This window comes from Streptomyces sp. NBC_01006, from assembly GCF_045162725.1.
Lineage (GTDB): Bacteria > Actinomycetota > Actinomycetes > Streptomycetales > Streptomycetaceae > Streptomyces.
Genome location: NZ_CP108700.1, coordinates 88,983 through 108,194, shown reverse-complemented (window position 1 = coordinate 108,194; position 19,212 = coordinate 88,983). Strand labels below are relative to the sequence as shown.

Below are 19,212 nucleotides of genomic sequence, written 5' to 3'. Positions count from 1 at the left end.
GGCCAAGCAGACCGCTTGGCCGACCCACGCACTGAGACCCGCCCCGAGACCGAGGAGTCCGACAGACCCGTGAGATACCGCCCATGACCACCCCGGACTTCCCGGAACTGCCCGCCGGGTTCCGTTTCGGTGCCGCGACCGCCGCCTACCAGATCGAGGGCGCCCACGACCAGGACGGCCGCGGCCCGTCCATCTGGGACACCTTCAGCCACACGCCCGGCCGTACGCTCTGCGGAGCCACCGGCGACACGGCCTGTGACCACTACCACCGGCACCCGGAAGACGTCGCCCTGCTGCGCGGGCTCGGTGTGGACAGTTACCGTTTCTCGATCGCCTGGTCCCGCCTGCTGCCCCGGGGCACCGGACCGGCCAACCCCAAGGGGCTGGACTTCTACGACCGCCTGATCGACGATCTGCTGGCCGCCGGAGTCGCCCCCGCCGTCACGCTCTACCACTGGGATCTGCCCCAAGCCATGGAAGACCGCGGTGGCTGGCGGGTCCGGGAGACCGCCGAGGCGTTCGCGCAGTACGCGGCCGTCGCGGCCGAGCGCTACGGGGACCGGGTGGAGCGCTGGATCACCCTCAACGAGCCGTACTGCTCCGCCTTCGTAGGCTACGCCGAGGGGCGCCACGCGCCCGGCGCCGAGGAGGGCCGAGGCGCGCTCGCGGCCGCCCACCACCTGCTGGTCGCCCACGGCCTCGCGGTCCGGGAGCTGTGTGCAGCGGGCGCCAGGGAGGTCGGGATCGCACTCAACCTCGACCGCATCCCTCTCGCCTCCGCCCTTCCCGAGGACCGAGCCGCCCTGCGCCGTGCCAAGGTCCTCCACAACGAGGTCTGGACCGAGCCGCTCCTCGCCGGCCGCTACCCCGCGCACGAGGCCGAGACCTGGTCCGGCCTCGCCGACGGCCCCGGGCGGTTGCCGGGCGACCTGGAACTGATCGGCTCCCCGCTGGACTTCCTCGGAGTCAACTTCTACCGCCCGATCACCGTCTCCGCCGTCCCCCACCGCGAGGCCGACCTCGAACGGCGCACCGCCGTGGACATCGGCGTCACCGAGCTGGACCGGTACGGGACCCGGCACACCACCATGGGATGGCCCGTCGTCCCGGAGGCGCTCACCGCGTTGCTCCGCGAGTTCCACGCCCGCTACCAGCGGCTTCCGCCGGTCTGGATCACCGAGAACGGCTCGCAGAGGCCGATGCCGTCGGCCCCGACGGCCGGGTCCATGACACCGAGCGGATCGACTACCTCGCGGACCACCTCGCCGCCGTCGCCGACGCCATCTCCGCAGGGGTGGACGTGCGCGGCTACTACGTCTGGTCGCTGCTGGACAACTTCGAGTGGGCGCGCGGCTACGGCAGGCGCTTCGGCCTGGTCCACGTCGACTACGACACCCTGACCCGAACGCCCAAGGACAGCTACCACGGGTACCGGGGCTTGATCACCGCGCACCGCGCGCGGACGGAGGAAGCTGCACGATGAAGTTCACCGACGGCTACTGGCTGACGCGCCCGGGCGTCACCACGCGTTACGCCACCGAGGTCGCGGACGTCCGGGCCGACGAGCACCGGATGACGCTCTATGCGCCGGCGAAGCACGTGCGCGGCCGCGGCGACACGCTCAACAGTCCGTTGCTGACCGTCGAGTGCTGGTCGCCGGCCGAGGGCGTGATCGGGGTACGCGTCACCCACCACGCCGGTTCGGTGCGGCGCGGTCCGGAGTTCGCGCTGCCCGGTGCGCAGCAGGGTAGTGGGAAGGTGCACCGGGACGGCCGGGTGGTCGAGCTCAGTGCGGTGAGCTGTCGCTGCGGGTGGACACCTCACAGCCGTGGCGCGTCCGCCTGGGCGGACGGCGCCGAGCGCACCGTGGTGATCCCGCGCTCCGACGGCCCCGGCGAGGTGGCCCGCTTCCACCTGCGCCGCCGCGGCGACCGGCTCCACGTGACCACCGACAGCCCTCATGCCTGGCAGCTCCGGTTCGGCGGGCCGGACGGAACCGTCCACGCCCGGCCCGCCGGCACCCTGGAGGCTGACCTCGCCCACCCGGCCTGAGCCGAGCGCGCAGGGCGGGCCCCTCAAGGCGTGGCTGAGCCGGGCCGTGGAACCCACGGCCCGGCTCCTGCGCGCACCGGCTCAGCGGGCGCCGAGGAGGTGTTCGAGGGCGAGCTGGTCCAACTGCTCGAAGGCCATGCCCCGGCGGGCGGCGGCATCGACGTCGAACTCGTCGAAGGAGGACCGGTCGGCCAGCAGCCCGGCCAGGCCGTCCTCGGCGGTGGGCAGGGCGAGCTCGGGCAGTCGGGAGGCGGCGAGCGCGGCCTGGACCTCTGGATCGGACCGGAAGGCGCGGGAACGCTCCGCCAGGAGCAGGTAGTTGCGCATGCAGGCGGCCGCCGAGGCCCAGACGCCGGCGGAGTCCTCGGTGCGCGGCGGCTTGAAGTCGAAGTGGCGGGGGCCGTCGTAGCCGGCCGACTCCAGCAGGTCGACCAGCCAGAAGGCCTGGCGCAGGTCGCCCGCGCCGAAGCGCAGGTCCTGGTCGTACTTGATGCCGGTCTGGCCGTTGAGGTCGATGTGGAACAGCTTGCCGTGCCACAGGGCCTGGGCGATGCCATGCGGGAAGTTCAGCCCGGCCATCTGCTCGTGGCCGACCTCCGGGTTGAGGCCGACCCGGTCCGGCCGGTCCAGCTCCTTGATGAACGCCAGGGCGTGGCCGATGGTGGGCAGCAGGATGTCGCCGCGCGGCTCGTTGGGCTTGGGTTCGATCGCGAAGCGCAGGTCGTAACCCTGAGTCTCGACGTACTCGCCCAGCAGGTCGAAGGCCTCCTTCAGCCGGTCGAGGGCGGTGCGCACGTCCTTGGCCGCGCCCGACTCCGCGCCCTCGCGGCCGCCCCAGGCGACGTAGACCGAGGCGCCGAGTTCCACGGCCAGGTCGATGTTGCGGATGGTCTTGCGCAGCGCGTACCGGCGTACGTCCCGGTCGTTGGCGGTGAAGGCGCCGTCCTTGAACACCGGGTGGGTGAAGAGGTTGGTGGTGGCCATCGGCACCTTCAGCCCGGCCGTGTCGAGTGCGGTGCGGAAGCGCTTGACCGCCTGCTCGCGGGCGGCGTCGCCGGCGCCGAAGGGGATCAGGTCGTCGTCGTGGAACGTGACGCCGTAGGCGCCGAGCCCGGCCAGCCGCTCCACGCTCTCGACGGGGTCGAGGGCGGGCCGGGTGGCGTCGCCGAAGGGGTCCCGCCCCTGCCAGCCGACGGTCCACAGGCCGAAGGTGAACCTGTGCGCGGGGGTGGGAACGAGCGGGTCGCTGGTCATGAGGCGCTCCGGAGCAGGCCGAGGGCTATTTGTAATGACGAAAAACAAATTAGTATGCCGAGACGCCAGAAGGAACCCCACCGGAGGAACGCATGTCTGCTCAGCGTGTCGTGATCGGTGTCGACAGCTCGACCCAGTCCACCAAGGCCCTCGCCGTCGACCTGGAAACCGGCGCCGTCCTGGGCGAGGGCCGCGCCTCGCACGCCGTCAGCGCCGGCGCCGGACGCGAGAGCGACCCCGAACAGTGGTGGCGGGCGCTCGGCGAGGCCGCGGCGGCCACCGGCTGGGCGGATCGCGCAGCCGCCTGCTCGATCGCCGGCCAGCAGCACGGCCTGGTCACCCTAGACGCGGCGGGCCGGCCGGTGCGCCCGGCGCTGCTGTGGAACGACGTCCGCTCCGCCCCGCAGGCCGCCGACCTCGGAGCCGCGTTCGGCCCGGCAGAGCTCGCGCGCCGCACCGGCAGCGTCCCCACGGCCGCCTTCACGGCCGCCAAGTGGGCCTGGCTGCACGCGAACGAGCGTGCCGCGGCCGACCGCGTCGCGGCCGTCCGGCTTCCCCACGACTTCCTGACGGAGCGGCTGACCGGCGAGGCGGTGACGGACCGCGGTGACGCGTCCGGAACCGGCTGGTGGGGCCCGGACGGCTACGACCAGGACGTCCTCGGGCGAATCGGCCTCGACCCCGGGCTGCTGCCACAGGTCCTCCCGCCGGGCGCCCTGGCGGGCACCGTCCGGGCCGGGACGCCACTGCGCGAGGGCGCGCTGGTGGCCACCGGTACCGGTGACAACATGGCCGCCGCCCTCGGGCTGGGCCTGAGCCCCGGACGTCCGGTGCTGAGCCTCGGTACCTCCGGCACCGTCTACGCCGTCGGCCGGACCCGGCCCGCCGACCCGAGCGGAACCGTCGCCGGCTTCGCCGATGCCCTCGGCGGCTGGCTGCCGCTCGCCTGCACGCTCAACTGCACCCTCGCCGTCGACCGCTTCGCCGCCCTCGTCGGCCGCGACCGCGAGGACGTCGAAGCGGGTGGCACGCTGGTGGTCCTTCCCTATCTGGACGGCGAGCGCACTCCGGACCTCCCGCATGCTTCTGGCCTGATCCACGGCCTGCGCCACGACACCGCGCCGGGGCAGGTGCTCCAGGCCGCCTACGACGGCGCCGCCCACGCCCTGCTCGTTGCCCTGGACGACGTACTGCGTGCCGGAGGAGAGAGCCCCGCCCCCGACGAACCACTGCTGCTGATCGGCGGCGGAGCCCGCGGCAGGGCCTGGCAGCGGACCGTCCTGCGGTTGTCCGGTCGAGCGGTACAGGTGCCCACAGCACAGGAACTGGTCGCGCTCGGGGCCGCGGCCCAGGCCGCCGCACTGCTCACCGGTGAGCCCGCCGACGCCGTCGCCCGGCGCTGGCGGACCGCCGAGGGCCGGGTACTGGAGCCCGTACCCCGTGACGACGACGCGCTCGAACGGATCACCAGTACGCTGCGGCGGGCGCGGGCCTTGCAGGAGCTCCCGCCGACAGGACGATAGGAGGGGCGGCCCAATGGCGGGGATCGGCAGGGCGAGCGGGGGCGCGGAGGCCGTGCCCGCCTCGCAGCAGGGCATGCGGCGGCAGAACCTCGCGGTGGTGATCGGCGCGGTCGCCGCACACGGCCCGCTCTCCCGGGCGGACGTCGCCGGGCACACGGGCCTGACCAGGCCGGCCGTCTCCTCCTTGGTCGACGAGCTCATCGGCCGCGGCGCGCTGACCGAGACGGAGACCGCGCCCAGCGGACGGGTCGGCCGCCCCGGACGGGCACTGGCCCTGAGCGACCGGGGGCCCGCGGGCCTCGGCCTGGAGATCGGCGTCACCCATCTCGCCGCGTGCGTCGTGGACCTGCGTGGCGAACCCCGGGTGTGGCGTCGGGTGGAGCGGGCCAACGCGGGCCGGCCGGCCGGGCACGTGCTGGCGGAGGCCGCCGCGCTGGGCGCCGAGGCGGAGGCCGAGGCCGCCGCCCTCGGCCTGCGCGTCGAGGGCCGCGTACTGGCCGTGCCGGGGGTGGTGCCGAACGCGCCGAACGGGCTGGTCGTGAACGCGCCGAACCTCGGCTGGCTGGCAGTCCGCCCCGCCGACCACTGGCCCGACCCCGACGCCGTGCCCGAGCCGGAGAACGAGGCGAACCTCGGGGCGCTGGCCGAGCTGTGGCACCAGGGACACCCCGCCGAGACCTTCGTACACGTCTCCGCCGAGGCCGGAATCGGTGCCGCACTGGTCATCGGCGGGCAGCTGTTCCGTGGCGCCCGCGGCTTCGCGGGCGAACTCGGCCACCTGCCCGTCCACCCGGAGGGCGCCCGCTGCGCCTGTGGGGCACGCGGCTGCCTGGAGCAGTACGCGGGCGAAGCGGCCGTGCTGCGCGAGGCCGGGCTCGCGCACGTCGGCGACCCGGTGGCCCTGCTGGCCGAGCGGGCAGGCGCCGGGGACGCGGCGACTCTGCGCGCCCTGGACCGTGCGGGACGGGCCCTGGGCCTCGCCCTCACCTCCGCGGTGAACCTGATCGACCCGGACGGCCTCGTTCTGGGTGGCGCCTACGCCGAACTCGCCGACTGGCTCCTGCCGGCCATCCGCGCCGAACTCGCCGCCCGGATCACCGTCCGGCCCTGGACCCCGGAGGCGGTACGCCCTTCCGCGCTGGGCCGGCGCGGACCGGTGCTGGGCGCGGCATGGTCGACCGTCCGACAGATCATCGCCGACCCCAGCCGCCTGCCGGCCCGCTAGCGCCGTGACCGCGCGGGTCCGCCGGGCGGCCCGGGCAGACCTCAGGCGGAGAAGGCGACGCGCGCCAGCCGCACCGGGCCGCGCAGTCCGAGGCGGACTTCGTGCACACCGGCGGCCACGAAGACGGGGGCGCTCACGGTGGGTAGTCGTACGGCCCGGCCGTGCCCGGGGACCGCGTGAGCACGGCCGGCAGGCCACCGTCTCGCTCGGCGGACACAACTGGAACGTCTACAAGGGCACCAACGGGTCGAGCCAGATGTTCTCGTTCCTGCGGATGTCCGACTCCAACTCCGCAACCGTGGACATCAAGCCGATCCTCAACTGGATCGCGCACACCAAGGGCTGGATGCCCGGCAACGAGATCATCGGCGACGTCCAGTTCGGCTATGAGATCACCTCGTCGTCCGGTGGCCTCAACTTCACCACCAACAACCTGACCGTCAGCGGAGGCTGCCCCGACACCTCAGGGCGAGGCCGGTCCGTGCCCTTCCCCGGGCGCGATCGGCCTCGGCCCGCAGGCGTGTCGGGTCGGGACGCGTGTCGGGTCAGGAGGCGGGGGAGGGTGCCGACCCCGTACTCTCCCTACCGTCAACTCGGGTGCGATGAGCACGACTTCATCGGTTCCGCGGCCGTCGAGCTTGGCGACCAGACGGTCGACCGCGTGCCGGCCCATCTCCTGCGCGGGGATGGAGACCGACGTGAGCCGCACCGAGGCCTGGACGGCCACCTGGTCCGGGCAGATCGCGACCACCGACACGTCCGGGCGCTCGTCGAGGATGCGGGCGAGGGTGACGGCCATCGCGTCGTAGCCGCCCCCGCACGGCCGGTGCAGCATCCTCATGCCCAACTCGCGGGCCCGGGTGCGGAGTCCGTCGAGGGTGCGCTCGGCGAAGCCGGTGTGCCGCTCGTTTCTGGGGCTCCGCCGGGCAGTCCGAGGCGCGTCAGGCGCGGGCTGCCGTGGTCATCGAGGGCGATTTCGAGGTGGAGGGCCTCGTGCCCCCAGTGGAAGATCCCTCGTTCCTTGGTCATCGTGGCCCCCATCGAGGTCAGAGCCCGCGCAGAACCGCGCAACCGCCGGGCGGCAGCTCGTGCACGAGGGCGTCGGTGAGCAGGTCGTGAGCGGGTTCCGGCAGGGGCACGGCCTCGGAGGTGTGGTTGAGCAGGACCTGCCAGCGGCGGCCGTCGGGTGCGTGCCGGGCGACGGCTTCGACACCGGCCGACAGGCCCGGCACCTCCGGCTCGACACCGGCCTCCTTCAGCAGGCGGCCGACCAGGGCGGCGTAGTCGGCGTCGTCCAGGCGGGTGGAGAGGTACCAGCCCTGTCCGCTGCCGGAGCGGTGCCGGGTCAGGGCCGGGCTGCCCGTGAGCATGCCGTGGGTGTAGGTGGCGGCGGCGAGCGTCTCCGCGCCCTCGACGCGCAGGGACTCGCTCCAGACCGTGCCGTGCGACCCGTCCGAAAGGGTGATGCGTTCATCCGTCCGCAGCGGCCGGTGCTCCTCGACGCGGATGCCCAGCGCCTCGCGCAGCGGGCCCGCGGGATAGCCGCCCAGCCGGGCGTGCATGCGCTCGTCGACGAATCCACCGCTCGCGTGCTGGACGAGGAGCGTGCCGCCGCCCTCGACGTAACGGCGCAGGTTCTCGGCTTTCTTGTCGGACAGCAGGAACAAGGACGGGGCGATGACCAGCCGGTAGCCGCTCAACTCGTGCTCCGGATGGGCGAAATCGGCCGTGACGCCCGCGTCCCACAGTGCCCGGTGCGCCCCGGCGAGCGGCGCTTGGTAGCCGAGCCGGGCCGAGGGCAGGCCGTCCGCCTCCAGCGCCCACATGGCGTCCGGGTCGTCGAGTACGGCGACCTGCGCGGTGACCGTGGATCCCGCCAGCTCGCCGAGCTGCGCGACCGCCTCGCCGGTCCGGGTGACCTCGCGGAAGATACGGCTGTCGGGACCGGCGTGCGGCAGCATCGCCGAGTGCCAGGTCTCGGCACCGGCCCGGGACTGGCGCCACTGGAAGAAGAGGGCTCCCTCCGAACCGCGCGCGATGTGGCCGAGGCTGTGGCGCAGGATCTCGCCGGGCTCCTTGGCACCTGGTCGCCGTCGTAGAGGGTGCTGGTGCCCTGTTCCATCAGCAGCCACGGGCGGCCGCCGGCCAGGGAGCGGGAGCGGTCGGCGTAGAAGGCGACGTGGGCGCAGGCCACCAGGCCGGGTTCGGACGGGTACTGGTCGGAGGTGACGACGTCGACCTCCTCCAGAAGCTGCGTACGAGCTACGGGACCGGGACGACCATCGTGGCGGTCGGCGCCGGCCAGTACGTCGGCCATGTCCAGCAGGTGGTCAAGGCGCGCAACGACGCCGGCGACAGCGGGGTCCGCTACTGGTCCCTAGACGACTCGGGCCTGGACTTCCTCGGCTGCGACTGGCACTACTCGGCCCACGACGACCGGATCATCGCCGACCGGCTCACCTCGTTCATCGCCGGTCTCCCGACGGGCTGGTGACGGCGCCGACCGGCCAAGAGAGCGCCGACGGCGTGCCGGTGGGCTCGTACTGCTGCCGAGTCCACCGGCACCGCCCGCTACGCCTCGCCGGGAGCGCGCAGCTCTCCTGTCCGGGCCACGCGGGAGTACCAGTGCGCGCTCGATTTGGGTGTGCGCTCCAGGGTGTCGTAGTCGACGTGGATGGCGCCGAACCGCTTGGCGTAGCCGTAGGACCACTCGAAGTTGTCGAGCAGCGACCAGAGGAAGTAGCCGCGCACGTCCGCCCCGTCGGTGATCGCCCGGTGCACCGCGTCGAGGTGGGCGTGGACGTAGGCGGCGCGCTCCGGGTCGTGGACCGTGCCGTCGGGGCCGATCTCGTCCTCGTACGCCGCCCCGTTCTCGCTGACCACGAGCGGAAGCCCGGGGTACCGGACGGCGGTCCGGGTCAGCAGTTCGTACAGAGCGCCGGCATCGACCGGCCAGTCCATCGCCGTACGTTCACCCGGCGCCCGGTGGAAGGCCACGCCCTCCGCTCCGGGCCACGGCGAGTGCTCGCTGTTGCCGTGCCCGTCGTCCTGCGGCACCGCTCCGCCCTCCGCCGCGTGCGAGACGACCGTCGGGGTGTAGTAGTTCACGGCGAGCAGGTCCAGGGGCTGGTGCACCGTGGCGGTGTCACCGTCCCGGACGAAGGACCAGTCGGTCAGGTGCGCGGTGTCCGCGAGGAGGTCCTCGGGGTAGGCACCCTCCAGCATCGGTCCGAGCCAGATCCGGTTGCCGACGGCGTCGATGCGCCGGGCCGCCTCCCGGTCGTCGGCCGAGGGGGTCAGGGGCCGCACCTCGTGGAGGTTGAGGGAGACCGCGACCTGGCCGTCCCCGGGCAACGCCGCCCGCAGGGCCTGGACGGCAAGGCCGTGACCGAGGTTGAGGTGGTGGGCGGCGCGCAGGGCGGCGACCGGGTTCGTACGGCCGGGGGCGTGGACGCCGGAGGCGTAGCCGAGGAACGCGCTGCACCAGGGCTCGTTGAGGGTGATCCAGTGCTTCACCCTGTCTCCGAGGGCGTCGGCCACCAGGCCCGCGTACTCGGCGAACCGCTCCGCGGTCGCGCGCTCGGGCCAGCCGCCCGCGTCCTCCAGGTCCTGGGGGAGGTCCCAGTGGTAGAGGGTGAGGGCGGGCGTGACGCCGGCGGCGAGCAGTTCGTCCACGAGCCGGCGGTAGAAGTCCAGACCCTTCTGGACGGCGGGGCCCCGGCCGGTCGGCTGTACGCGTGACCAGGAGACGGAGAACCGGTAGGCGCCCAGGCCGAGTTCGGACATGAGACGGACGTCCTCCGGGAACCGGTGGTAGTGGTCCACGGCCACGTCACCGGTGTGGCCCTCGAAGACCTTGCCGGGGGTGTGGGAGAAGGTGTCCCAGATGGACGGGGTCCGGCCGTCCTCTCGGGCGGCGCCCTCGATCTGGTACGCGGCGGTGGCCGTGCCCCACAGGAAATCGGGCGGGAAGGTGCGGGTGGCCGTGAGTGGCCGGGTCTCGGACGCGGTCATAGGAGAGCGCTCCCAACGCAGGATCGGATGAAGTCGTGCCGGATGAAGCGGTGGCGGAAGGCAGGGTGTGAACGGAGCGACAGGTTGGCCGGTCCTCGACGGACGCGTCAGTTCTTGACGGCGCCGGCGGTGATGCCGCCCACGATGTGCTTGCCGAGGACGGCGAAGACCAGCAGCAACGGCAGGGTGGATATGAGCGCTCCGGTCAGCACGACGGCCTGGTCGACGGTGTGGTTTCCCGCGCCGAGGCCGGCCAGGGCGACTTGGAGGGTGGGGTTCCCGTCGGGGGTCAGTGCGATGAACGGCCAGAAGAAGTCGTTCCAGGCCTGCACGAAGACGAGCATTCCCAGGACCGCCATCGCGGGCCGGGCGACCGGGAACACCACGTGCCAGATGATGCGCAGGCTGTGCGCACCGTCCATCCGCGCCGCCTCCACCAGCTCCACGGGCAGGGCCTCGATGAGGTACTGGCGCATGAAGAACACGCCGAAGGCTGCGACCAGCGAGGGCAGAACGACCGACTGGAGCTGGTCGACCCAGCCGAGGTCGGTGATGACCTGGTAGAGCGGGATCACACTGAGCTGCGGCGGGATCGTCATGGTGGCCACCACGAGCGTCAGCAGCGCGCCCTTGCCCCTGAAGGCCAGTCTGGCGAAGGCGAAACCGGCCAGCGTGGAGAACAGGACGGTGGACAGGGCCACGAGCCCGGCCACGATCGTCGTGTTGACCAGTGCCTCGCCCATGTCGACCTGGTTCCAGGCGAAGGAGAGATTGTCGAACAGCCGGGGGCCGGGCAGGAGCGGGGCCGGAGCCTCGACCACGCGCTCGCCCGTATGGGAGGCGGCGACCAGGTTCCAGTACAGCGGGAAGAGGGAGACCAGCGCGGCGAGGCCGAGCAGGACGTAGGTCAGCGGTCCGGCGTGGTGCTGGCGGCCGGCCGACGGGCGAAGGCGCCTGGGGCGGCGCGGCGCCCCGGCGGCGGTCGTGTCGAGTGTGCGGCTCATGGGTTCAGCTCCCCGTCTTCGTGCGAATTCGGCCGACACGGGTGCGGGTTCGGGTGCGGGTGCGGTTGCGGCTGCGGTTCGAGCGGGAGACCAGAGCTTGGAGGCCGCCGATGAGCAGGAGGAGCAGGAGCATGACCCAGGCGATGGCGGAGGCCTGGCCCAGCGCGCCGGTCACCCAGCCCTTCTCGTACATGAGCAGGCTCAGGGTCTGGAACTGGTTGCCGCTGCCGCCGCTGATGCCGACGCTGCCGCCGAAGAGCATGGGCTCGCCGAAGAGCTGGGTGGCGCCGATGGTGGAGACGATGACGGTGAAGAGGATCGTCGGCCGGATGGAGGGGATGGTGACGCTGAGGAACTGGCGCCAGCGCGAGGCCCCGTCCAGCGCCGCGGCCTCGTAGAGGTCCTGCGGTACGGCTTGCATCGCCGCCAGGTAGATGAGGGCGTTGTAGCCCGTCCAGCGCCAGGTCACGATCACCGAAATCGCGATCTGAGCAGGCCATTTGGAGGATTCCCAGGCGACCGGCTCGAAGCCGGCCCAGCCCAGCGCCGTGTTGATCAGCCCGTAGTCGGTGTTGAACAGCTGCGCGAAGACGAGCGTCGCCGCCGCGATCGAGGTGGCGTACGGGGCGAGCACCGCGACGCGGAAGAAACCGCGGCCACGGAGTTTGTAGTTGAGCAAGTGGGCCAGGCCGAGGGCCATCAGCAGCTGCGGAACGGTGGAGATCACGCCGATGGTGAAGGTGTTGGCGAGGGCGTTCCAGAAGAACTCGCTGCCCGCCAGGGAGGTGTAGTTCTCCAGCCCCTTCCACTGCGCCCTGCCGCCGAGCTCGATCCGGTGGAGCGAGAGCCAGCCGGTGTAGATCAGGGGGAAGAGTCCGAAGGCCGCGAAGGTGAGGAAGAAGGGGGCGAGGAAGACGTAGGGGACCGCCTTCAGGTCCAGGCGGTAGAGCGTGCTGCGCACTCCGCCCCGGCCGGAGGGCCGCTGCTTGCGGGAGCCGGTGCTGGGGGCCGGGGGCTGTGCGGCGTGCGGCGGGGAGCCGCCACTGGTCGCCCGTACGGAGGTGGCCACGGGGGCGTCCTTCCAGGTCGATGCGTGCGGTGGTGCGGTGGTGCGGTGGTGCGGACGGCGGCGGCCCGCCGCCACCCGCGGGGAGGCGGCGGGAGGGGGGTGGGGGCGGGCCGCGGCGTGGCGCCCTACTTATCGATCTTGTCGGCGACCAGCTTCTTGACGTTCTCCCAGGCCTTCGCCGGGTCGGTGCCGCGCTGCTCGATGTCGAGGATGCCGTTGTCGGTGAGGAAGGTCTTCACCTGTCCGTCCCAACGGCTGATCGGGGCGGGCGTGATGCCGGCCGCGGCTTCTGAGTAGATCTTGCCGACCGGGGTGTCACCGAAGTACGGAAGCTTGGCGCCCTGCACCGCCGGAGAGCTGAGGGTTTCCTTGGAGGAGGGGATGTTGCCGTTCACGCCGAAGACCTTGGCGTGCTGGGCCGGAGCGGTGAGCCAGGCGGCGAGTTCGGCCGCCTCCTTGGTGTGCTTGCCCGACTTCGGGACGGCGAGGAAGGAGCCGCCCCAGTTCCCGGCCACGGGCGGTGCCGCGATGTCCCACTTGCCCTGGTTCTCCGGGCCCGCCTGGTCCTTGATGATGCCCGTCATCCAGCTGGGGCAGGCGACGGTGGCGAACTTCGAGTTCTTGAAGGCCGCGTTCCAAGTGCCCTTCTCGTCGAACTGGCGGAGCTTCGCGGTCATTTCGCCTGTGGCCGCCGCCACGGCGGTGCCCCAGGCCTTCTTCACGCCCGGACTGTTCTCGTATTCCAGCTCGCCCTTGGCGTTGGCGTACTGCACCGGCTCGCTGGAGATCACGGCGTTGAACAGGCCGCTCGCGGAGTCGTGGAAGGAGGTCCCCTCGGGGGCGCTCTTCTTGTACGCCTCGCCGGTCTGGATGAACTTCGCCCAGTCGCCCGCCCAGAGCTTGGCGACTTCGGTGCGGTCGGTCGGCAGACCGGCCTTGGCGAAGAGGTCCTTGTTGTAGCAGATGGCCATCGGGCCGATGTCCGTGCCGAGGCCGATCACCTTGCCGTCGCCCGTCGTGGCCTGCTTGACCTTCCAGTCGAGGAACGCGTCGAGGTCCGCGCCGCCCGTCTTGCCGAGGTCGGCCCACTTGTCGGCCATGGCGGGTCCGGTCGCTTCCGCGATGTAGCCGACCTCCACGGCCTGGATGTCCGCGAGGCCGCTGTCGCGGGAGAGGCGCAGCTTGAGGGTGTCCCAGTACTTCTGGCCGTCCGCGACGTTCGACTCTTCGATCTTGATGTTCGGGTGGGCCTTCGTGTACTCGGCGTAGAGCTTGGCCCCGGTCGCGTCCTCGTAGCCGAAGGAACCGAAGGTGCCGATTCGCAGCGTGATCTGCTCGCCGCCGGCCGCGCCGTCGCTCTTGCCCTTGTCGCTGTCACCGCCGCAGCCGGTGAGCAGGGCCGTACCGGTCGCTACGACGGCGACCGCGTTGATCACGGTGCGGCGTCCGCGTCCGTGTCTGCTGCTGGAAGTGCCCATTCCACTCTCCTCGTCCAAGGTGCTGCCCGTTGTGCGCCATGGGGTCCCGCGGGCTGTTCGCGGCTCGGCCAGGGGCCCGCCCGGACCTGATGTGAAGGCCGTTGTCGCACCCCTGGATGGGAGCGCTCCCACATCGTTGCCGGAAGGTTGCTGCCTGGCGGGTGCGGGTGTCAAGAGATGAACGCGAATTCCTTGCGCAGGGGCGCCGAACGCGGGCGGCTCCCTTTCCGAGCCGCTGCCCGTGTCATGTTGTGAACGCGACCTTGATGCCGGGAAGGGATTGGGAGTACTGTGGGAGCGCTCCCACCTCTAGTCGGCGTAACGTGTCCCACGGCTACGGGACGGGTCCACCGTCCTGCTTACCTGATCAGCAGGCCGGGCCCGCGCCCGATGCGGAGTGCGATGGCACACGAGGGGAGTTCAAGACCGTGAGCGAACGGCAGAGCGGCGGCAGGCCCACTCTGGAAGAGGTCGCGGCCCTGGCCGGTGTCGGCCGGGGCACGGTCTCCCGGGTCATCAACGGTTCGCCGCGGGTGAGCGAGCGGGCCAAGGACGCCGTGGCCCGGGCTGTCGCAGAGCTGGGGTACGTACCCAATCAGGCGGCCAGGGCGCTGGCCGGCAGTCGGACCGACGCGGTGGCCCTGGTCATTCCGGAGACCGAGGCCCGGCTGTTCTCGGAGCCGTACTTCCTCGACCTGATCCGCGGGGTCAGCGCCGAGCTGGCCGAGGCGGACAAGCAGCTGCTGCTCACCCTCGTCCGGACCGAGGCCGAGCGGCAGCGGTTCGAGCACTATCTGGCCGCCCAGCGGGTCGACGGCGTACTGCTGGCATCGGTCCACGGGAACGACCCGCTGCCCGACCGGATCGCGCGGCTGGGCCTGCCGGTCGTCATGAACGGGCGGCGTTCGGAGGCCGAGCCGGTGGCCTATGTGGACTCCGACAACATCGGCGCGGGACGGGCGGCCGTCGCCCACCTCGCGGGGCGCGGCCGGTCCAGGATCGCGACCATCAGCGGGCCGCTGGACATGTACGTGGCCCGCGCCCGTCTGGGCGGGTACCGCGCGGGCCTCGCCGAGGCCGGGATCCAGCCCGACGAGTCGCTCGTGGCGACCGCGGACTTCACCGAGGAGGGCGGCCGGCTGGCGATGCGCGAGCTCCTGGAACGCGCCCCCGGCCTGGACGCCGTCTTCGCCGCCTCGGACGTGATGGCGGCCGGCGCGCGCGGCGTGCTGCGCGAGGCCGGCCGGCGGGTCCCCGAGGACGTCGCCCTCGTAGGGGTCGACGACTCCACGGTGGCCCGTCTGATGGACCCGCCCCTGACCAGCGTGCGCCAGCCCATCGAGGAGATGGGCCGCACGATGACCCGGCTCCTGCTCCAGAAGATCGCGGAGGAGTCCCAGGCCGGCGCCGCCCCGGCGCAGGGCATGGGCGAGGAACAGCGCCGGGTACTCCCGACGGAACTGGTCGTGCGGGATTCCTCCTGAGCCGCTTCGGCAGCCAGACGACCAGACGGCCAGCTAGTGCTGTGACCGGGATGGTTCACCGTGATCGGAAGGCGGCTCGTGGGACGAGTGCACGCGAAACGGCTGGTATTAATGGGGCATGCAGGAAGAGACCGCACGCTCCGCGATCGACACGTTCATCTCCGCGTTCAACGCCTCGGACGACAGATATGTGACTGCCCTGCTCTCCCAGGCCCTGACCTCAGACGTGGTCTTCTGGGGACCGTTGGGCCGCAGCGAAGGAATCGCGGAGGTCGAGCGGTTCGTGCTGGACATCCGGCGCCACCCGGCGGGGACCGGCACGATGGTGCGCTGCTCAGCGGTGGACATGCCTGACGAATGGGCCCGGTACCAGTGGGTCTTCACCACGCCGGATGGAGGCCCCCGCCTGGCGGGAACGGACGTCGTCCATCTGCGGCGGAGCCAAATCGACCAGGTCATCGTCTTTGCGGGGGAGATCGAGCCGTCCGCCTCCTGAGTCGTCCTTCTGTCGCTGTCCTTCTCCTGAACTTGCCCCTTCGGCGTTCGGGAGCTGCGGTTCGCGGTTAGTCAGACTGCGGTGTTGAAAGGGCGTCCGCCCCAGCGGATGCCCTTTTCGCTGTGGATGCGGGCGCGTTCCTTGCGTTGGGCGGCGAGTACGTCGGGGTGGCGGGCGTTGGTGTTGCGCCAGCGCAGGTAGCGGTGCAGTGCCTGGGTTTGCGCGGGGTGGCTGCGGTGGTTGGAGTTGGCCAGGGTGAACTGCCGCAGCGGGCCGAAGTGGGCCTCGATCGGGTTGGCCCAGGAAGCGTAGGTCCGGGGTGAAGCACAGCTCGACCTTGTTCTTCTTCGCCCAGCGGCGGATGTCCGCGCCGGTGTGGGAGGAGAGGTTGTCCAGGATGATGTAGATCGGGGCGCCGTCGGGTCGGGCGGCGCGGATCGACTTGAGCGCGGCCAGGGTGTTGGCGGTGCCCTTGCGGCGGCGGTTGATGCCCCACAGGCGGTCGTCGCCCACGGAGTAGCAGCCGTGGAAGTAGGTGACGCCGTGGGTGCGGCGGTAGGTCGCCGGCGGTCGGTTGGGCTTGGCCTGCTTCGCCCAGCAGGAGCCTGCGGTGGGCCGGATCCCCAGGGGCCCGAACTCGTCGAAGGCGAAGACCCGGTCCGGGAAGCGGTCCAGCACCTGCTCGATCCGGTCGAGCTTGGCGTCGCGATCAGGGTCGGGTGACTCCTTCCAGCTCTTGGTGCGCTGGAAGGTGATGCCGCGGCGCCGGAGCAGGCATCGTAAGGCTTCACGGCCGATGCGGATGACACGTCCGTGCGCTTTCCGCAGGTAGGCGGCGAGTTTGCGGATCGACCAGCGGGTGAAGGGCTGGCGGAGCTTGCTGGGGCGAGTGGTGGCCGTCCGGATGACGAAGTCCTCGTCGTCACGGCTGAGTAGGCGGGGACGGCCTCCCGCCCACTGAGGGTCCAGGCAGGTCAGGCCGATCTCGTTGAAGCGGTGGATCACATCGCGCACGGTGTCCTCGTCGGCCTGGACCAGCTGGGCGATCACCGGCACCCGGTTCCCGCCCGCCGAGGCAAGCAGCATCATCGCGCGCCGGTAGCGCACCGAACTCGTGCTGCCCCGGCGCACGATCTGCTGCAGCTTCTGCCCCTCCTGGTCGGTCAGTCTGCGTACACGGACAGACTCAGCCACCGCGCCTCCAGCGATCGGATCGTACGTCACCGCACAGCCAACCGTCGCGACCACCAACCCGGCGAACCTTCCCGGCCAGAGCACTAGCAGGCCAGCCTGCCGGCCGCCCCGCACCGGGCGTGCCGAGGCCCGGAGCCCTGCGGAAGGGAATGCTTCCGTAAGCTCCGGGCTCGTCACCTGCCCTGCGTCACAGCGCCGGGTAGGCGTTCTTCATGAGTTCCTGGAACTGGGCAGAGAACCACTGGCCGGCGAGCGGCGCGTTCGGGAGGGCTCCCGACATGCTGTTGCCGTTGCGTGCGTTGCCCGTGTAGGTGGGGTCGCACATCCGGTCGAATCCCTTGCCCTCGTTGTTCGGGATCTCCTTGCTCGCCCCGTCGGACTCGCCCGGGGGCTTGATCCACACGTAGGCGTCGATGCCGGCGGCCGGGGCCGCTTGCGGTCGTTCGCCGAGTCCGGCGCCGGACTGGTTGCACCAGTTGCCGAGGTGGATGCGCCGGTCGTAGCGGCCGCCGTTGACGTAGGTGTCCACGCTCGTCAGCGCGCCGGGTCCGGTCGGGCGGGCGATGCCGCCCCAGCCGTTGCGGGAGGTGTCGATGAGCATGCCGATGCTGGCGTCGAAGCCCAGGGAGATCAGCTTGGTGCGCATGCCCTGGGCGTAGGACAGTTCGTCGGTGTAGCGGTTCCAGTCGACCCACTTCGACTGGCGCACGGAGGTGCCGTTGACGGAGTCGTCGATCTTGAAGTTGTCCTCCTTCAGGGCGCTGTAGTTGGCGGTGTTGACGATGAAGCCGTGCACGTTGGAGAGCGTGGAGCCCTCGGCCGTCGCGGCCTGCTTGAACATCTCGGCGGAGGCGCCGAGGTTGTCGTCCCAGCCGAGCCAGCCGTGGTGGCCGGCGTCGAGGTAGTTGTAGACGTTGGCGATCGAGCCGAGCTTGTTCAGGGCGTAGCCGACGCCCTTGATGTAGTTGCCGTTGGTCTTCATCACGTCGCAGTTGGCGGTGGCGGTGGGGCGGCCGGAGACGTTGGTGACCAGGTTCGGCAGTGAGTCGATCTCGACGGTGGTGACGATCCGCAGCCCCGCGTACTTGGGTTCGGCGAGGATCGCGGCGATCGGGTCGATGTACTGCGTCTTGTACTTGTCGATCTCGGTGGGGCCCAGTTCGCCGTTGGAGGCGAGCGCGGAGCAGTCCCGTCCGGGCAGGTTGTAGATCACCAGCTGAACGACGAGTTCACCGCTGCCCTTCTGTGTCAGGGCCGCGTTGAGGTGGTCGCGCAGACCCATCGTGCCGCTCGTGCCCGTGACGAGGGCGATGCGGTCCAGCCAGACGGCGGTGGGCTGGTTGGACACCCTGCTGCCGCCCGGTTCGGCGGCGGCATGGGCGGACCACTCGGGGTTCACGTACATCTTGGCGCCGGCGTAGGGGTTGTCGACCTTGCCGCCGGTGGGCGGAGGCGTGGTCGGCGGCGTCGTGGGCGGTGTGGTGGGCGGGGTCGTCGGGGGTGTGGTGGGGGGCTGGGTCGGGTCGGTGGCGCCGTTGCAGGTGACGCCGTTGAGCTTGAAGGTCGCGGGGACGGCGTTCGTGCCGGTGTGCGAACCGTTGAACCCGAAGGACGTCGAACCGCCCGTGGCCAGCGACCCGTTGTAGGACATGCTCTTCGCGGTCACCGCGGCCCCGGACTGGGTGATGGTGGCGTTCCAGCCCTGGGTGACCTGCTGACCGTTCGCGTAGGACCACTCCAGGGTCCAGGAGGCGACCGGGTCACCGGTGTTGGTGACGGTCACGTTGGCACCGAAGCCGGTGTTCCACTGGTTCGAGATCTGGTACTCGACCTTGCAGCCGGCGGTGGCGGCGCCGGCGCTGGTACCGAACGCCGTGGCGGTGGCGCCGGCGGCCGTGACGAGACTGAGGGCCGCCAGTAGGGCGGTGCGGGGGATGGTGCGGCTCATTTCGTGGGGTGCCTTTCAGATCAGGGCGCGCAGGCGCTCGCGCACCCGGTGCCGAATGGAGGGAGTGCCGTTGTGCGGAGTGGTGTCGTCGTACGGAGCGGGTGCGGTCGTCGGAACCGGGCCGTGGCGCGGTCGATGAACACGTAGCCGCAGATGTGCCCGCCGCTCTCGCCCGTGACCGGGGGACCCGGTCCGCGAGCGGGGCGAGGGTGGGGGAATGGGTGAGCCACTGGCTCGGGTCGTTGTAGGCGATCCCGGGGACCGGCAGGAAACCGCGGGCCCCGGTCGCGTGCACGGCCTGCACCAGGTCCTGCGTGCCGGCCGACCTCGTGGCCGATGCCGGCGGGTGCCGCCGTCGCGCGAGGTCAGCGCTGCTCCGCCGAGCAGGGCTGACAGGCGCAGGGATGTAAATGAGCGAGTCCTTGCAGCAAGGTGCGCCCTGACGGCGCGGGAACTGATGGAACCGCTCCC

The 19,212-nt window shown here is 71.5% G+C and carries 12 protein-coding genes and 5 pseudogenes; 8 read left to right on the top strand and 9 right to left on the bottom strand.

Annotated elements, in window-relative coordinates; translation table 11 throughout:
- The first annotated feature begins 83 nt into the window (after positions 1–83).
- Both OG509_RS00480 and OG509_RS00475 read left to right on the top strand, forming a co-directional pair.
- Positions 84–1,483, top strand: a pseudogene (locus OG509_RS00480) (GH1 family beta-glucosidase).
- A pseudogene (locus tag OG509_RS00475) lies at positions 1,480–1,832 on the top strand (alpha-xylosidase); the annotation flags it as partial. The pseudogenes OG509_RS00480 and OG509_RS00475, both read left to right, overlap by 4 nt.
- Before the next feature lie 301 nt (positions 1,833–2,133).
- On the opposite strand, the gene xylA reads toward OG509_RS00475, so the two are convergent.
- Positions 2,134–3,306, bottom strand: coding sequence for a xylose isomerase (gene xylA / locus OG509_RS00470; RefSeq protein WP_406179103.1), 1,173 nt, complete (start codon positions 3,304–3,306; stop codon positions 2,134–2,136).
- A gap of 92 nt (positions 3,307–3,398) precedes the next feature.
- On the opposite strand from xylA, the gene xylB reads away from it, so the two are divergent.
- The 3 genes and pseudogenes from xylB to OG509_RS00455 all read left to right on the top strand — a co-directional run.
- Complete coding sequence (gene xylB, locus OG509_RS00465) at positions 3,399–4,829, top strand: xylulokinase (protein ID WP_406179102.1); 1,431 nt, start codon at positions 3,399–3,401, stop codon at positions 4,827–4,829.
- Positions 4,830–4,842: 13 nt separating this feature from the next.
- A complete protein-coding gene (locus OG509_RS00460) occupies positions 4,843–6,054 on the top strand; it encodes an ROK family protein (RefSeq protein ID WP_406179100.1) in 1,212 nt (403 codons plus the stop codon).
- Positions 6,055–6,244: 190 nt separating this feature from the next.
- Positions 6,245–6,505 (top strand): annotated as a pseudogene (locus OG509_RS00455) (GH12 family glycosyl hydrolase domain-containing protein); the annotation flags it as partial.
- Between the two features lie 94 nt (positions 6,506–6,599).
- On the opposite strand, the pseudogene OG509_RS00450 reads toward OG509_RS00455, so the two are convergent.
- Together OG509_RS00450 and OG509_RS00445 are read right to left on the bottom strand one after the other, a co-directional pair.
- Positions 6,600–6,961 (bottom strand): annotated as a pseudogene (locus OG509_RS00450) (substrate-binding domain-containing protein); the annotation flags it as partial.
- 139 nt (positions 6,962–7,100) lie between these two features.
- Positions 7,101–8,186, bottom strand: coding sequence for a beta-galactosidase trimerization domain-containing protein (locus OG509_RS00445; RefSeq protein WP_406179098.1), 1,086 nt, complete (start codon positions 8,184–8,186; stop codon positions 7,101–7,103).
- Between the two features lie 47 nt (positions 8,187–8,233).
- Here OG509_RS00445 and OG509_RS00440 point away from each other — a divergent pair, with 47 nt between their 5' ends.
- Positions 8,234–8,548, top strand: coding sequence for a hypothetical protein (locus OG509_RS00440; RefSeq protein WP_406179096.1), 315 nt, complete (start codon positions 8,234–8,236; stop codon positions 8,546–8,548).
- Positions 8,549–8,625: 77 nt separating this feature from the next.
- On the opposite strand, the gene OG509_RS00435 is transcribed toward OG509_RS00440, so the two are convergent.
- The 4 genes from OG509_RS00435 to OG509_RS00420 all read right to left on the bottom strand — a co-directional run bounded on the left by OG509_RS00435 (position 8,626) and on the right by OG509_RS00420 (position 13,619).
- Complete coding sequence (locus tag OG509_RS00435) at positions 8,626–10,068, bottom strand: GH1 family beta-glucosidase (protein ID WP_406179094.1); 1,443 nt, start codon at positions 10,066–10,068, stop codon at positions 8,626–8,628.
- 107 nt (positions 10,069–10,175) lie between these two features.
- The gene (locus tag OG509_RS00430) at positions 10,176–11,072 is read right to left on the bottom strand and encodes a carbohydrate ABC transporter permease (protein ID WP_406179092.1); all 897 of its coding nucleotides are present in this window, start codon (positions 11,070–11,072) and stop codon (positions 10,176–10,178) included.
- A 4-nt stretch (positions 11,073–11,076) separates the two neighbouring features.
- Positions 11,077–12,141 carry a carbohydrate ABC transporter permease gene (locus OG509_RS00425; RefSeq protein WP_406179090.1) on the bottom strand — a complete coding sequence of 355 codons (1,065 nt, stop codon included), beginning with the start codon at positions 12,139–12,141 and terminating at the stop codon, positions 11,077–11,079.
- A 125-nt stretch (positions 12,142–12,266) separates the two neighbouring features.
- Positions 12,267–13,619 carry an ABC transporter substrate-binding protein gene (locus OG509_RS00420; protein ID WP_406179088.1) on the bottom strand — a complete coding sequence of 451 codons (1,353 nt, stop codon included), beginning with the start codon at positions 13,617–13,619 and terminating at the stop codon, positions 12,267–12,269.
- A 428-nt stretch (positions 13,620–14,047) separates the two neighbouring features.
- Between OG509_RS00420 and OG509_RS00415 the strand changes: the two genes are divergently transcribed.
- Both OG509_RS00415 and OG509_RS00410 read left to right on the top strand, forming a co-directional pair.
- Entirely contained in the window at positions 14,048–15,103 is a 1,056-nt protein-coding gene (locus OG509_RS00415; RefSeq protein WP_406179086.1) for a LacI family DNA-binding transcriptional regulator, read from the top strand.
- Positions 15,104–15,221: 118 nt separating this feature from the next.
- Complete coding sequence (locus OG509_RS00410; RefSeq protein WP_406179085.1) at positions 15,222–15,599, top strand: nuclear transport factor 2 family protein; 378 nt, start codon at positions 15,222–15,224, stop codon at positions 15,597–15,599.
- 71 nt (positions 15,600–15,670) lie between these two features.
- Here the strand turns inward: OG509_RS00410 and OG509_RS00405 are convergent.
- A pseudogene (locus tag OG509_RS00405) lies at positions 15,671–16,793 on the bottom strand (IS630 family transposase).
- A gap of 187 nt (positions 16,794–16,980) precedes the next feature.
- Positions 16,981–18,741 (bottom strand): glycoside hydrolase family 6 protein, encoded by a 1,761-nt coding sequence (locus tag OG509_RS00400; RefSeq protein ID WP_406179083.1) that lies wholly within the window; start codon positions 18,739–18,741, stop codon positions 16,981–16,983.
- Positions 18,742–19,212 lie beyond the last annotated feature (471 nt).

Bases quoted from the DNA above. Each gene is read 5' to 3' on its own strand.
- xylA (WP_406179103.1), bottom strand. From the start codon at position 3,306: ATGACCAGCGACCCGCTCGTTCCCACCCCCGCGCACAGGTTCACCTTC.
- xylB (WP_406179102.1), top strand. From the start codon at position 3,399: ATGTCTGCTCAGCGTGTCGTGATCGGTGTCGACAGCTCGACCCAGTCC.
- OG509_RS00460 (WP_406179100.1), top strand. From the start codon at position 4,843: ATGGCGGGGATCGGCAGGGCGAGCGGGGGCGCGGAGGCCGTGCCCGCC.
- OG509_RS00435 (WP_406179094.1), bottom strand. From the start codon at position 10,068: ATGACCGCGTCCGAGACCCGGCCACTCACGGCCACCCGCACCTTCCCG.
- OG509_RS00430 (WP_406179092.1), bottom strand. From the start codon at position 11,072: ATGAGCCGCACACTCGACACGACCGCCGCCGGGGCGCCGCGCCGCCCC.
- OG509_RS00420 (WP_406179088.1), bottom strand. From the start codon at position 13,619: ATGGGCACTTCCAGCAGCAGACACGGACGCGGACGCCGCACCGTGATC.
- OG509_RS00410 (WP_406179085.1), top strand. From the start codon at position 15,222: ATGCAGGAAGAGACCGCACGCTCCGCGATCGACACGTTCATCTCCGCG.
- OG509_RS00400 (WP_406179083.1), bottom strand. From the start codon at position 18,741: ATGAGCCGCACCATCCCCCGCACCGCCCTACTGGCGGCCCTCAGTCTC.